This is a genomic window from Bradyrhizobium diazoefficiens (assembly GCF_016616885.1).
Classification (GTDB): domain Bacteria; phylum Pseudomonadota; class Alphaproteobacteria; order Rhizobiales; family Xanthobacteraceae; genus Bradyrhizobium; species Bradyrhizobium diazoefficiens_F.
This window is the reverse complement of record NZ_CP067102.1, coordinates 252,925-265,659: the sequence shown is the minus strand read 5'-3', so window position 1 is coordinate 265,659 and position 12,735 is coordinate 252,925. Positions and strand designations below refer to the sequence as shown.

Annotated in this window: 13 protein-coding genes; 3 read left to right on the top strand and 10 right to left on the bottom strand. The window is 65.9% G+C overall.

Going from position 1 to position 12,735, the window contains the following annotated elements; genetic code table 11:
- Positions 1-184 precede the first annotated feature (184 nt).
- On the top strand, positions 185-430 hold the full coding sequence (locus JJC00_RS01140; protein WP_027534981.1) for a PilZ domain-containing protein: 246 nt from the start codon (positions 185-187) through the stop codon (positions 428-430).
- Positions 431-574: 144 nt separating this feature from the next.
- The gene (locus JJC00_RS01135; protein WP_200470962.1) at positions 575-1,357 is read left to right on the top strand and encodes a tetratricopeptide repeat protein; all 783 of its coding nucleotides are present in this window, start codon (positions 575-577) and stop codon (positions 1,355-1,357) included.
- Positions 1,358-1,402: 45 nt separating this feature from the next.
- Here the strand turns inward: JJC00_RS01135 and JJC00_RS01130 are convergent, their stop codons facing one another.
- From JJC00_RS01130 to rsmI, 7 genes are all read right to left on the bottom strand, one after another.
- Entirely contained in the window at positions 1,403-2,692 is a 1,290-nt protein-coding gene (locus tag JJC00_RS01130; protein WP_200470961.1) for an AAA family ATPase, read from the bottom strand.
- Positions 2,689-3,423, bottom strand: a complete 735-nt coding sequence (locus tag JJC00_RS01125; RefSeq protein WP_200470960.1) for a CpaD family pilus assembly protein — start codon at positions 3,421-3,423, stop codon at positions 2,689-2,691. The genes JJC00_RS01130 and JJC00_RS01125 overlap by 4 nt, the downstream gene beginning before the upstream one ends.
- Before the next feature lie 49 nt (positions 3,424-3,472).
- Positions 3,473-4,990, bottom strand: a complete 1,518-nt coding sequence (locus JJC00_RS01120) for a type II and III secretion system protein family protein (RefSeq protein ID WP_200470959.1) — start codon at positions 4,988-4,990, stop codon at positions 3,473-3,475.
- Between the two features lie 11 nt (positions 4,991-5,001).
- Complete coding sequence (gene cpaB / locus JJC00_RS01115; protein ID WP_200470958.1) at positions 5,002-5,826, bottom strand: Flp pilus assembly protein CpaB; 825 nt, start codon at positions 5,824-5,826, stop codon at positions 5,002-5,004.
- A gap of 327 nt (positions 5,827-6,153) precedes the next feature.
- Complete coding sequence (gshB, locus tag JJC00_RS01110) at positions 6,154-7,098, bottom strand: glutathione synthase (protein ID WP_200470957.1); 945 nt, start codon at positions 7,096-7,098, stop codon at positions 6,154-6,156.
- Positions 7,099-7,108: 10 nt separating this feature from the next.
- A complete protein-coding gene (locus JJC00_RS01105) occupies positions 7,109-7,522 on the bottom strand; it encodes a YraN family protein (protein ID WP_200470956.1) in 414 nt (137 codons plus the stop codon).
- On the bottom strand, positions 7,509-8,459 hold the full coding sequence (gene rsmI / locus JJC00_RS01100) for a 16S rRNA (cytidine(1402)-2'-O)-methyltransferase (protein ID WP_200470955.1): 951 nt from the start codon (positions 8,457-8,459) through the stop codon (positions 7,509-7,511). The genes JJC00_RS01105 and rsmI overlap by 14 nt, the downstream gene beginning before the upstream one ends.
- A 351-nt stretch (positions 8,460-8,810) precedes the next feature.
- Between rsmI and JJC00_RS01095 the strand changes: the two genes are divergently transcribed.
- The gene (locus JJC00_RS01095; RefSeq protein ID WP_200470954.1) at positions 8,811-10,046 is read left to right on the top strand and encodes a penicillin-binding protein activator; all 1,236 of its coding nucleotides are present in this window, start codon (positions 8,811-8,813) and stop codon (positions 10,044-10,046) included.
- A gap of 116 nt (positions 10,047-10,162) precedes the next feature.
- Here JJC00_RS01095 and hemW read toward each other — a convergent pair whose 3' ends face one another.
- The 3 genes from hemW to rph are packed head-to-tail and all read right to left on the bottom strand — an operon-like array spanning position 10,163 to position 12,664.
- Positions 10,163-11,317: a radical SAM family heme chaperone HemW gene (hemW, locus tag JJC00_RS01090; protein ID WP_200470953.1), complete on the bottom strand. Its 1,155-nt coding sequence runs from the start codon at positions 11,315-11,317 to the stop codon at positions 10,163-10,165.
- Entirely contained in the window at positions 11,304-11,939 is a 636-nt protein-coding gene (rdgB, locus tag JJC00_RS01085; RefSeq protein ID WP_200470952.1) for an RdgB/HAM1 family non-canonical purine NTP pyrophosphatase, read from the bottom strand. Before rdgB ends, hemW begins: the two co-directional genes overlap by 14 nt.
- 11 nt (positions 11,940-11,950) lie before the next feature.
- Complete coding sequence (rph, locus tag JJC00_RS01080; protein ID WP_200470951.1) at positions 11,951-12,664, bottom strand: ribonuclease PH; 714 nt, start codon at positions 12,662-12,664, stop codon at positions 11,951-11,953.
- Between the last annotated feature and the right edge of the window lie 71 nt (positions 12,665-12,735).

The following is a 12,735-nucleotide window of genomic DNA, read 5'->3' as shown; positions in this document are numbered from 1 at the left end:
CTGACAAGAACAATGCAAGAACAAAGGCGAGGCGCCGCAATCCCTACCGACCGGTAAACGGGACGAAGACACTAAGCTTCGACTACGCCTCGAATGCGAGCGGCTACGCTCAGCACATTCCAACGAATGTCCGCTACTCCTAGGGCTGCGGGATGGGCCGTGGTCTAACGGGTGAACAATTCAAATGCTTGCAAATCGCCGCAGAAGCGAACGTCGGGTATGTACCCGGCTTGCCAAGATTCATTTTGGCGCGGGCTCGCTGCCACGGGACTGCACGATCACCGATATCTCGGATGGCGGCGTGAAGGTCGTGGCGGAGTTTCTGGAAGTGCCGCCGCAATTCACCATCATCTTCGCGCCTGATTATTCCCGCCAATGCCGCCTGCGCTGGCGCATCGGCTGCGAATTTGGTGCTGAATTCACGGACTAGACGCGCATGATCCGGAAAAGTGTGAAGCGGTTTTCCGAAAAGATCATGCGCAAACATTAAAGTCACACAGGCGCGTTTCCTTAACGGGAATTTAGCGTTAATCGGCAAAGCATCTCTGATCAGTCCGCCGGCGGTGATCAGAGTATGTCCAAGCGTTCGTCCCTCGTCTCTCCCCCGGCGAGATTGCTGTTGCCTGCACTCCTGGTGCTCGTCCTCGGCGGTTGCCAGACCACGAGCCTGGAGGATGTGACCGGCGCGCTCGGCGTCGGCGGGAAATCGGAACCTGCCGCTACGGCGGACGCCAAGCCCGACATGGACGGCTTGCGCGAGCGCTATCGCGCCAGGCCCAGCGATCCCAACATCGCCCTCGCCTACGGCAAGGCGCTGCGCGAGACCGGCCAGCGTGCCCAGGCCGTCGCGGTGATGGAGCAGGCCGTGCTCGCCCATCCCAGCAACAAGGCGCTGCTTGCCGGCTACGGCCGCGCGCTCGCCGACAACGGCAATTTCCAACAGGCCTTCGACGTGCTCAGCCGCGCGCATACGCCCGAGGATCCCGATTGGCACATCCTGTCGGCGCAGGGCGCCGCGCTCGATCAGCTCGGCCGCAACGAGGAAGCGCAGCAATATTATGCCTCGGCGCTGAAGATCGTGCCGGACGAGCCGCAGGTCTTGTCCAATCTCGGCCTGTCCTACATGCTCCAGAACAATCTGCCGCGGGCCGAGGACACCATGCGCCGCGCCTATCAGCGCAACCCGGCCGATTCCCGCGTGCGAGCCAATCTCGCGCTGGTGCTGGGGCTGGAAGGCAAGCAGGCCGAGGCCGAGACCATCGTGAAGGCCGATCTGCCGCCGGATCAGGCTGCGGCAAAGGTCACGGCGCTGCGCCAGCTGCTGTCGAAGAAGCAGCAGCAGCGGGCGGAGAAGTAATCCGCCGCCGCTGAGAGTCTTGCTCGCTCGACAACGCGCTCGCGCTTACGACGCCTTGCGATGCGGCGCCGATCCGCGTCCCGTCTTGCCCTTCAGCTTCTTCAGCAGCGGTCCGAGCAGCGAACGCTTCGGCTTCTTCACCTCGCCGCGCCCGGCGAGGCGGTTGGCCATGTTCTGGAACAGCTCGGTGGTGCGGTGGCTCTTGGAGACCTCCGCGATCATCTGGCCGTTATTGGCGGCGGTCGAGAACAGCTTTGAATCGAACGGGATCACCGCGAGCGGCTGGCTCTCCATCGTCTTGGCGAACGATTTGACGTCGATCTCGGCGCGCTTGTGCATGCCGACCTGGTTGATGCAGTAGAGCGGCGGCCGGTCGTTCGGCCGCGCCGCCTTGAGCACGCTCAGCATGTTCTTGGTGTTGCGCAAGTTCGCGAGATCCGGCTCGGCCACGATGACGATGTCGTCGGCATTGACCAGCGCGCGCTTGGTCCAGGCCGACCATTGATGCGGCACGTCGAGCACGATGCAGGGCGTGGTCATGCGCAGCGTATCGAAGATCGCGTCGAACGCCTCGGCGCCGAAATCATAGACGCGATCAAGGGTGGCCGGTGCAGCGAGGAGGCTGAGGCGCTCGGTGCATTTGGCGAGCAGGCGCTCCATCAGCGCCGTGTCCGGCCGGTCCTGCGACAGCACCGCGTTGGCAATGCCCTGCGGCGGATCCTGGTTGTAGTCGAGGCCGGCGGTGCCGAAGGCGAGGTCGAGATCGATCACCACGGAATCGAGCGCGAGGTCGCGCGCGATGGTCCAGGCCACGTTGTGCGCGACGGTGGAGGCGCCGACGCCGCCCTTGGCACCGACGACGGCGATGACGCGGCCGGTGATGATGGCCTCTGAGGCCGAGAACAGGCTGCAGATCGAGCGCACGACGTCGAGGGTTTCGACCGGCCCGACCACGTAGTCGTTGACGCCGCGACGCACCAGCTCGCGATAGGGCGCGGTGTCGTTGGGGTTGCCGATCACGACCACGCGGGTGCCGGGGTCGCAGACGCCGGCGAGGTCGTCGAGACCCTCGAGGATGTCGCGCGTGCCGTCGGATTCGATCACAATCACATTCGGCGTCGGCATCGTGTCATAGACTTCGATCGCCGCGGCGAGGCCGCCGCTCCTGGCGGTGAGATGCGCCTTGCCGAGACGGCGGTCCTCCCCGGCCGCGGTCACCGCGGCGAGCGTCTGCTCGGTCTCGCAAAAGGCCTGCACAGAGATCCGGGGAACCGGCGCAATGTGTTCTTCGGGATGCCGCGGATCGTCCGCCTCTTCGTCGTGGATGCCCGTCATTTGCCTGTATCGCTGAGTTTGGCCTTGTCAGCCTCGGGATAAGTGGTCGTGGTCGAGGTGCCCTTGCGGTAGCGCTCGAAGGCGATGTCGCGCCGTGCGGTATAGGCCGGCGTCTCCGCGCGCGGCTGCTCGAGGTCGGCGGGGTTGTCGATCATCGCGGCAAGATTGCGCTGGGTGGCGCAGCCGAGATTGAAGTAGGGCTGGTTCTCGTTGTAGCCGGGGTCGAGGATCGACGGTCCGATGTCCTCCGGCCACAGCCCGCAGGGGCCGGCGACCGCGGCGATCTTGGAATAGCTCAGCCGGATGGTCGGCAGCAGGGCGGGATCCTCAGGACTATAGGGATGCTGGACGATGGCGCGCGACGGCACGCCGCCGCTGCCGAGCACGGTGCGGATTTCCTGGTAGGTGGCAGCAGCCGCGCGCGAATTCGCGGTGTCTTTTGGCACGTCGACGACGACGGAGCCGGTGCCTTCGCGCACCCAGTCCTGGGCAATGCCCATCACGTCGGCGTGCTGCGCGGCCGAAAGCCCGCCGCGCGCCTTGCCGACGAAGATCACGATCGAGCGCTTGCCTTCCTGCACCGCGATCGGGTGGCGCATGCGGTAGTCGGTCGGCACTGTCTGGGTGGTGACGACGTCGCCGGTCGTGTTGCAGGCTCCCAGCATGACGGAGAGCCCCGTCAGCGCGAGCGCGATGCGCAAATTGCGACGTCGATCGGTTGTCTTCGTCATCGCTATCCCCTCTTGCCCGTGTCTTGCCCCGGTTCCCAAACCGTTCGCGTCAGTCGATGATGAAGCCGAAATCGCCCTGGTTGCCGTCCATCGGATCGGTGCGGCGCGCGATGCCGTAGAGGCGGTTCATGCGGCCGAGCAGCGCCGACTGCGCATCCGAGGAGGGCGCGAAGCCGTCATCGGGCCGCGACAATTCCTTCTGGGCGACCGCGCGCACCACATAAGGGGTCACGATCACCATCAGCTCGGTCTCGTTGTTGACGAAGTCCTGGCTGCGGAACAGCGCGCCGAGGATCGGTACCTGGTCGACGCCGGGCAGGCCGTTGATGGCTTGCTTGGTCTGCTGCTGGATCAGGCCGGCCATCGCCATCGAGCCGCCCGAGGGAATCTCGAGCGTGGTCTCGGCGCGGCGGGTCTGGATCGAGGGAATGGTGATGGAGTTGTTCGCGGTCGACGACACCGCCTGCGTCACCGTGATCGCCTGCTGGTTCGACAGCTCCGAGACCTCGGTCATCACGCGCAGGCTGATCCGGCCCTCGCTGAGCACGACCGGCGTGAAGTTGAGGGAGATACCGAACTTCTTGTAGGAGATCTGGGTGGTACAGACATGCGTGACCGGATCGCAGGAATAGCCTGCGGGGATAGGGAATTCGCCGCCCGCGATGAAAGTCGCGGATTCACCGGAGATCGCGGTCAGGCTCGGCTCGGCCAGTGTCCGCATCACGCCTGCGCTTTCCATTGCGCGCATGGTCGCGCTGACGGTGGCGACGCCCTTGGCGAGGCCAGCGACGCCGAGCCCGTTGCTGGAGACCAGCGGGCCGCCAGAGACCGAGAACGGGTTGGAATTGTTGAAATTCACCACCGCGGTGCCGGCATTCAGGCTGGCGCTGAGATCGACGCCCAATTGCTTGACGATGTCGCGGCGGACTTCGCCGACGACGACCTTCAGCATCACCTGGTCGCGGCCGCGCACGATGATGTTGTTGACGACCTTGTCGGCGCCGCCGACGAGTTTTGCGGCGACTTCGCCGGCCTGCTGGGCCTCGACCGGGCTCGACACCGAGCCGGTCAGCATCACGCTGTCGCCGATGCCCTCGATCTGCACGCCCGGCAGCGACTGACGCAGTGCCGTGCGCATGCCGTTGAGGTCGCGCTTGACCGCGATGTCGTAGGACGCGACCTGCTGGCCGTCGGCGGTGAAGAACACCACGTTGGTCTGGCCGACCTGGCCGCCGATGATATAGGCGCGCTGCGCCGAGCGGATCACCGCATTGGCGATCTTGGGATCGGCCACGAGCACGTCCTTGACCTCGCGCGGCAGGTCGATGACGACCGACTTGCCGATGCCGAGCGACAGCGAACGCGTTCGCGCCGGCGCGATCGTTGCAACCGGCGACACGCCGAGATCTGGCGCCTGCATCGGCGCCTGGTCTCCGACCGGCGCATCCGCAGCGCGGACGAGATCGGAGGCTGCGACCAGCCCCAATATCAGCATTGCCCCAGCCCAGAACGAGCCAGCGCGCTTCCCCCGAATGCGCAGGCCCGTCCGATTATCCCCGTAGTTCATTCATGTCCCCATCACTTCTGTGACGTCAGTTGTCGCGCCTGCACGCCGTAGCGGATCACGTTCACGCCGCTCGAACGCTGCTTGAACGTCTGGTCCTCGAGCCCACCGTCGGAGGCGCTGGCATCGGCGATGCTGCGCAATGCAAGTGTCAGCGAGCCGCCCTGGCGCGAGGCCGAGAGCGTCGCGACCTGGTCGGGCCGGAGCTCGAGCGTGACCGTCTTGCCGACCACGGCGTTCTGGCCGTCCTTCTCCTTCGGCGCCTGATCGATCGCGAGCACGCGGATGTTGGTTAGGATGACCTCCGACAGGATCAAATCATTGCCGCCGGTCGAGCCGTTATTGTTGGCCCCGTCGGGATTCTTCAGGCGTCGTGTCAGGACGATGTCGACGCGGTCGTTCGGCAGGATGAAGCCGCCGGCCGCGGTCTCGGCTGAAATCTCGGTGGACACGGCCCGCATGCCGCTCGGCAGGATCGCGGCCATGAAGCCGGAGCCGTCGGCCCTCACCAGCTTCTGCTCGCGGATCGGCTCGCCCTGCATCAACGGCACGCGTGCGATCGAGCCGGCGATCTGGGTCTGTGCGTCGGGCCTGCTGTCGCGGCGGATGAAGGCGCTGCTTGCGGTCGCTTGCGGCCAGGTCTGCCATTGCAGATCCTCGGCCTTCACGGCCTGGCCGAGCTGAATGTCGGATTTGGCGACGAGCACCTCGACCGTCGGCAGCTTCTCGGCCACCGGGAGCGCGGGCGCGGGCTTGTTGTCGTAGCCGCTCGCCAGAAACGCAGCGACGCCGCCGGCGCCCAGTGCGATGACGAGAACGACAATGCGTGCGGTGTTCATACGCTTCTACTCTTACGCGGGGCACTCGAACCGCACCTGGCGGGTTCCCCGGCATCGATGAGTAGGGAGTAAAAGTATAAGGGGTGTTGCGGGGCCGAGTGTGATGGTCCGTGACGGCGCGGGTTTTGGGCAGATGGTGAATGCCGCGTTAGCCGCTTGGCCAGGGGCTCCGTAGATTCACGCAGGCGCGCTCATGCGTTCGCACGAGGCGCGGGGCGCATAGTGAATGGTTGGTTAGTGAGGCGTAGTGCTGATGAGACCGAAGCGACGCACCACATCATCAGTGTCGTCCTGGCTTTGCACCAGGACGACGAGGTCGGAGTACGGCTACTTCGCCCGCTTCTGCTCGATCGCGTCCCAGATCCTGGCCGCAACGTCGGGGCCGCCGAGCCGCGCGATGGCGCGGATGCCGGTGGGCGAGGTCACGTTGATTTCGGTGAGGTTGCCGTTGATGACGTCGATGCCGACGAACAGCAGTCCGCGCTCGCGTAGCGCCGGGCCGACGGTGGCGCAGATCTCGCGCTCGCGCGGGGTCAGCTCGGTCTCCTTTGCCGCGCCGCCGCGCACCATGTTGGAGCGGAGGTCGTCGGTGGCCGGCACGCGGTTCACTGCGCCGGCGAACTCGCCATTGACCAGGATGATGCGCTTGTCGCCGAGCTTCACCTCGGGGATGAACTGCTGGATCACCCAGGCCTCTTTGAAGGTGACCGAGAACATGTCGAACAGCGAGCCGAAATTCATGTCCTGCGGCATCACACGGAATACCGCGGCGCCGCCATGGCCGTGCAGCGGCTTCATCACGACGGCACCGTACTTGTCGCGGAACGCATTGATCTCATCGAGGTCGCGCGAGATCAGGGTCGGCGGCATCAGCTGCGGAAAATTCATCACGAACAGCTTTTCGGGCGCGTTGCGCACCGAGGCGGGATCGTTGACGACCAGCGTCTTCGGGTGAATGCGCTCGAGCAGGTGCGTCGAGGTGATGTAGGCGAGATCGAACGGCGGATCCTGGCGCAACAGCACCACGTCAAAGCCGTTCAGCGCCTCGCGCCTGGGCTCGCCGAGGGTGAAATGATCGCCGGGCTCGTCGCGCACCGTCAGGAGCTGGACCGGCGCGACGATCTCATCGCCGACCATCGAGAGCTTGTCGGGCGTGTAATAGGACAGGCCGTGGCCGCGCTTCTGCGCCTCCAGGAGCAGCGCAAAGGTGGAATCGCCCTTGATGTTGATGCGGGCGATGGGGTCCATCTGGACGGCGACGTTCAGTTTCATGGTCTGCCTTTCAGGTCGAGGCGTCGAATGCCGCCAACACATGGCGTGGAAGTGATCGCGGCGCAATCAGCATGGCGTCGAATCGCAATTCGAATTCCGCATGCTCGGGATGCGTGGCCAGCCAGCCTTGCGCGGCGTCGATGATGCGCTGCTGCTGGCGTGGCGTCACCGCGTAGGCGGCCTCATCGAGGCTGGCGCGCGCCTTGACCTCGACGAAGGCGATCAGGTTGCGGCGGCGCGCCACGAGGTCGATCTCGCCATGCGGGGTGCGATAGCGCTTGGCCAGTATGCGATAGCCCTTCGCCATGAGATAGGCGGCGGCGCGGCTTTCGGCAGAGATGCCGGTGCGGAACGCGGCGACGCGCTGGGGTGAGGCGATCTTCGGTTCCTGTTTCGGTTCCGCCGCGTCCTCAGTCTTCGCCATCGCCGCCCCGCAAATCTTTGGCGAGCTCGAGCGCGCGGGCATAGACCTCGCGGCGCGGCCGCCCCGAAAGCGCGACCGCATGCGCCACGGCATCCTTGACGCTGTGGACAGCGAGCTGCTCGCGCAGGACCTCGTCCAGCGCGTCCGCTGTCAGCACGTCGGCATCGGCGGCAGGCGGAGCGATCACCAGCACGAATTCGCCGCGCGTCTCCAGCGAATCCGCCTCGCGCGCCAGCTCATCGAGCGTCGCGCGCGAAATCTCCTCGTGCAGTTTTGTCAGCTCGCGGCAGATCGCGGCCTCGCGTGTGCCCATGATCTCGGCGAGTTCGGCAAGCGTATCTTGCACCCGGTTGCCGGATTCGAACATCACCAGCGTTGCGTCGATGCGGGCAAGTTCGGTGAGGCGCGACCGCCGCGCGGCGGATTTCGACGGCAAAAATCCCTCGAAGAAGAAGCGGTCGGTCGGCAGGGCCGCAACCGACAGTGCCGCCAGCACCGAGGACGGGCCCGGCAGTGCATAGACCGCATGGCCGGCGGCGCAGACCTCGCGCACCAGCTTGTAACCGGGATCGGAGATCAGCGGCGTGCCGGCATCCGAGACCAGCGCGACCGAGCCGCCTGCGGCCAGCGCCTCCAGGATCCTTGGGCGGGCGGCCTCGGCATTGTGCTCGTGATATTGCTTGAGCTGCGCCGAGATGTCGTAGCGCTCGGTCAGGCGCCGCGTGATCCGGGTGTCCTCGCAGGCGATGACGTCGACCCCGGCCAGTGTCTGGAGCGCGCGTAGCGTGATGTCGCCGAGATTGCCGATCGGGGTCGCGACCAGATAGAGGCCGGCCGCCGGCTTCGGCGCCGCGAGCCGATGGGCGTCGATGGAGAAACCGCGCGGGGCGGCGTCCGTAGCTTCAGTCGTATTTGTTGGGGCCGGCTTTGCGCGCATAATGATTCGAACTTAGGCATGATCCCCGGGGCTGGGAACCGCTCCTTCGAAAAAGATCGTGCCGAGCCAACATACTGAACGGGACGAGGAAGGACTGGAATGTGATCCATCCGGCATCACATTCCCTCGGGAATGAAGCGTCAGCGCCATATTCGCGGCGGAAACCCCGCCTTGATGTTGGATGACGGACGGCGAGCAGCCAGCCAGGAATGGAAGATTGCCGCGTTAAGCGGTCATTATCCTTTTGTTTTGGTTAACTATTTGCCGACAATATGCCTGAATCCGCGGCTTGTGTCGTGGACAAGAGTGTTGTGATTGGCTGGCCAACGGCCGGTCAGAAGAGAAGCTGCCATGGTCGGCCCGCATGATCTGAAGTCTTCCGTTCAGGGGCCCCGTTTCTCGGGGGCGACCCGGCGGAGTGCGCTTGGCCTGCTGCTCGGCGCGCCCCTGCTGTCGGCCTGCGCCGGCGTGCAGCAGAGCCTCAGCCAGTTTTCCAATCCGTTCTCGAGCTCCTCGCCGCCGCCGGCCCAGCCAGCCGGGCCGCCACAGCAGGCGACGACCGCCGGCACCGGCGGGGTGAAGGTGGCCGTGATCCTGCCGCTCTCGGCCGCCGGCAATGCCGGGCTCGCCGCGCAGTCCATGCGTAACGCCGCCGAGATGGCGCTGGCCGAGTTTCAGAACCCGAACATCCAGCTCCTGATCAAGGATGACAATGGCAGCCCGCAGGGCGCGCAGGCCGGCGCGCAGCAGGCGCTCGACGAAGGCGCCGAGATCATTCTGGGGCCGCTGTTCGCACAGTCGGTCCCGGCCGTGGCGCAGGTCGCGCGCACGCGCGGCATCTCGGTGATGGCGTTCTCGACGGATTCGAGCATCGCCGGCCGCGGCGTCTATCTCTTGAGCTTCCTGCCGGAGTCCGACGTCAATCGCATCATCGAATATTCTTCCAGCATCGGAAAACGCTCCGTCGCCGTGCTCGTGCCCGACAACGCCTATGGCAATGTGGTCGAAGCCGCGGTGAAGGCCGCGGTGCCCCGGCGCGGCGGACGCATCGTCGCGTTCGAGAAATATGGCGCCGATCGCGCCACGCCGGCACGCACTGTGGCGCAGCAGCTCGGCAGCGCGGATGCGCTGTTCATTGCCGACGACGGCGATGCCGTCGTCACGGTGGCGGATGCGATGACCGCGGCGGGCGCGAATCTGCGCAACATCCAGCTGCTCGGCACCGGCCTGTGGGACAGCCCGCGTGTCTATGCCAGCCCGGCGCTGCAAGGCGGCCTCTACGCCGCGCCGGATCCGGCCGGCTTCCGCGCCTTCGCCGGCCGCTATCGCACCAAATACGGCGCCGAGCCGATCCGCACCGCGACACTCGCCTACGACGCGGTCGCGCTCGTCGCAGCGCTCGCGCGCACGCAGGGCACCACGCGCTTCTCGTCCGACGTGCTCACCAACCCCTCCGGTTTCGCTGGCATCGACGGCCTGTTCCGCTTCCGCGCCGACGGCACCAATGAGCGCGGGCTCGCGGTGATGAAGGTGACGACGGGCGGCGGTGTGGCGGTGGCCGGTTCGCCGAAGAGCTTTGGGGCGTAACGAGATCTCGTAGGGTGGGCAAAGACGCGCGCTTGCGCGCCGTTGCCCACCATCTCTCAACGAATCCGCATGAAATTGGTGGGCACGCTTCGCTTTGCCCACCCTACGAGATCTCGTTACGCCGCGAGATCCGCGACCACGGCGTCCAGCACCGGGAATCCGCTGCTCGTGACGCGCAAGCGGCCGCTGGTGTCGACGGTGATGGCGCCTTCCTCGCGCAACAGCGCGATACGCTTGGGATCGAGCGGGCGGCCGGAGAGGGCTCTGTAGCGCTCGGGGTCGATGCCTTCGGCGAGGCGCAATCCCATCAGCAAGAATTCGTCGGCGCGTTCTTCGCTGTTGAGGAGGTCGTCGGTGACGACACCATGGCCGCTGCTTTCGACGCGCATCAGCCAGGCTTCGGGACGCTTCTCGGTGGCTGTGGCGTGCCTGATACCGTCGATGTCGAGGCGGCCGTGCGCGCCGGGACCGATGCCGGCATATTCCTCGCCGCGCCAGTACACGAGATTGTGCCGGCACTCGGCGCCGCGCCGCGCGTGATTTGAAATCTCGTAAGCGGGCAGGCCGAGCTTGTCGCAGGTTTCCTGCGTCACGTCATAGAGCGCGCGTGCGACCGCTTCGTCCGGCGTCTTCAGCTTGCCGGCCTGGTGCAGGCCGAAGAACGGTGTGCCTTCTTCGATGGTCAGTTGATAGAGCGACAGATGCTCGGCCGCCTCATCGATCGCGAGGCGCAGCTCATCGGCCCACATCGCCGGCATCTGGTCGGGACGGGCGTAGATCAGATCGAACGAGTAACGATCGAACGAGCGGCGCGCGATCGCGACCGCATCGAGCGCCTCGCGCGCGCTGTGCATGCGGCCCAGCGCCTTCAGCGAGGCGTCGTCGAGCGCCTGCACGCCGAGCGAGACGCGGTTGACGCCGGCGGCGCGATAGCCGGCAAAGCGCGTGGCTTCGACGCTGGTCGGGTTCGCCTCGAGCGTCACTTCGACGTCGTTGGCAACACGCCAGTGCTTGCCGATGGAGTCGAGCACAGCGCCGACGGTTGCCGGCTGCATCAACGACGGCGTGCCGCCGCCGAGGAAGATCGAGGTGACCTCTCGGCCGGGCGAGCGCTGTGCGGTCGTTTCGATCTCGCGGGCGAAGGCGGATGCAAATCGCGCCTCGTCGATCGCGGCGTGGCGGACATGGCTGTTGAAGTCGCAATAGGGGCACTTCGACAGGCAGAACGGCCAGTGCACGTAGACGCCAAAGGCTTCCTTAGCGCGGCTCAAGGCAGATCTCCGCCAGTTTTACGAAGGCGCGGGCGCGGTGCGACAGGCCGAGTCCGAGCGGCGGCAGGCCGTGCTTCTCGATGCTTTCCATCTCGCCGAAGCTGCGGTCGTAACCATCAGGCAAAAACATCGGATCGTAGCCGAAACCGGAAGCGCCGCGCGGCGGCCAGACCAGCGTGCCGTCGACGCGCGCATCGACCTCTTCGAGATGACCGTCAGGCCAGGCGACGCAGAGCGCGGAGACGAAATGCGCTTTGCGCCTGTCCGGCGTGGTGGCGCCACGCTCCTGCAACAGCCGCTCGATCTGCGCCATCGCCGCGGCGAAATCCTTGGACGGTCCGGCCCAGCGCGCGCTGTAGATGCCGGGCGCGCCGTCAAGCGCGTCGACCACGATGCCGGAATCATCGGCGAAAGCGGGCAACTTCGTCGCCTGCGCCGCCGCGATCGCCTTGATCGCGGCATTGCTGCGGAAATCGTTGCCGGTTTCTTCGGGCTCGGGCAAATCGAGCTCACCGGCCGACACCACCTCGATGCCGTGAGGCGCGAGCAGCTCCTTCATCTCGGCGAGCTTGCCGGGATTGTGGGTCGCGATGACGAGCTTTCCGGTGATTCGGCGGTGCATGGGCCTATTGACTACGCGACAGCGAGTTTCTGCAAGTCCACGAGACGCGCGATGCCTTTTTGCGCCAAGGCGATCAGCGCCAGGAACTCGTCCTGCGTGAACGGCTCGCGTTCCGCGGTGCCCTGCACTTCGATGATACGGCCATCGCCGGTCATGACGAAATTGGCGTCGGTCTCGGCTTCCGAATCCTCGGCATAGTCGAGGTCCAGCACCGGTGCGCCCTTGTAGATGCCACAGGAGATCGCGGCGACGTTGTCGCGCATCACGTTGGCCTTGATCATGTTGCGCGTCTTCATCCAGTTGATGCAGTCGGCGAGCGCGACCCAGGCGCCAGTGATCGAGGCAGTGCGGGTGCCGCCGTCGGCCTGGAGCACGTCGCAATCGACCGTGATCTGGCGCTCACCGAGTGCTTCGAGATCGACGATGGTGCGCAACGAACGCCCGATCAGGCGCTGAATCTCGACGGTGCGGCCGCTCTGCTTGCCGGCGGCGGCTTCGCGGCGGGTGCGTTCGGAGGTCGCGCGCGGCAGCATGCCGTATTCGGCAGTGACCCAGCCGCGGCCCTGGCCCTTCAGCCAAGGCGGCAGGCGGTCTTCCAGCGTGGCGGTGACCAGCACATGGGTGTCGCCGAATTTCACGAGGCAGGACCCTTCCGCATATTTGACCACGCCACGCTCAAGCGTCACGGGGCGCAATTCGTCGGGCGCACGGCGGCTCGGCCGCATGGGAAATCCTCCAAAACTCACGGAAAAGGGCTATTCGCGGTGCTTGTAGGTGGGGTGAGGGTGGGCGGCAA

What these genes read in the sequence shown, in the direction of transcription:
- JJC00_RS01140 (WP_027534981.1), top strand. Translation starts at nt 185, where the DNA reads ATGCTTGCAAATCGCCGCAGAAGCGAACGTCGGGTATGTACCCGGCTT.
- JJC00_RS01135 (WP_200470962.1), top strand. Translation starts at nt 575, where the DNA reads ATGTCCAAGCGTTCGTCCCTCGTCTCTCCCCCGGCGAGATTGCTGTTG.
- JJC00_RS01130 (WP_200470961.1), bottom strand. Translation starts at nt 2,692, where the DNA reads ATGACGGGCATCCACGACGAAGAGGCGGACGATCCGCGGCATCCCGAA.
- JJC00_RS01125 (WP_200470960.1), bottom strand. Translation starts at nt 3,423, where the DNA reads ATGACGAAGACAACCGATCGACGTCGCAATTTGCGCATCGCGCTCGCG.
- JJC00_RS01120 (WP_200470959.1), bottom strand. Translation starts at nt 4,990, where the DNA reads ATGAACTACGGGGATAATCGGACGGGCCTGCGCATTCGGGGGAAGCGC.
- cpaB (WP_200470958.1), bottom strand. Translation starts at nt 5,826, where the DNA reads ATGAACACCGCACGCATTGTCGTTCTCGTCATCGCACTGGGCGCCGGC.
- gshB (WP_200470957.1), bottom strand. Translation starts at nt 7,098, where the DNA reads ATGAAACTGAACGTCGCCGTCCAGATGGACCCCATCGCCCGCATCAAC.
- JJC00_RS01105 (WP_200470956.1), bottom strand. Translation starts at nt 7,522, where the DNA reads ATGGCGAAGACTGAGGACGCGGCGGAACCGAAACAGGAACCGAAGATC.
- rsmI (WP_200470955.1), bottom strand. Translation starts at nt 8,459, where the DNA reads ATGCGCGCAAAGCCGGCCCCAACAAATACGACTGAAGCTACGGACGCC.
- JJC00_RS01095 (WP_200470954.1), top strand. Translation starts at nt 8,811, where the DNA reads ATGGTCGGCCCGCATGATCTGAAGTCTTCCGTTCAGGGGCCCCGTTTC.
- rdgB (WP_200470952.1), bottom strand. Translation starts at nt 11,939, where the DNA reads ATGCACCGCCGAATCACCGGAAAGCTCGTCATCGCGACCCACAATCCC.
- rph (WP_200470951.1), bottom strand. Translation starts at nt 12,664, where the DNA reads ATGCGGCCGAGCCGCCGTGCGCCCGACGAATTGCGCCCCGTGACGCTT.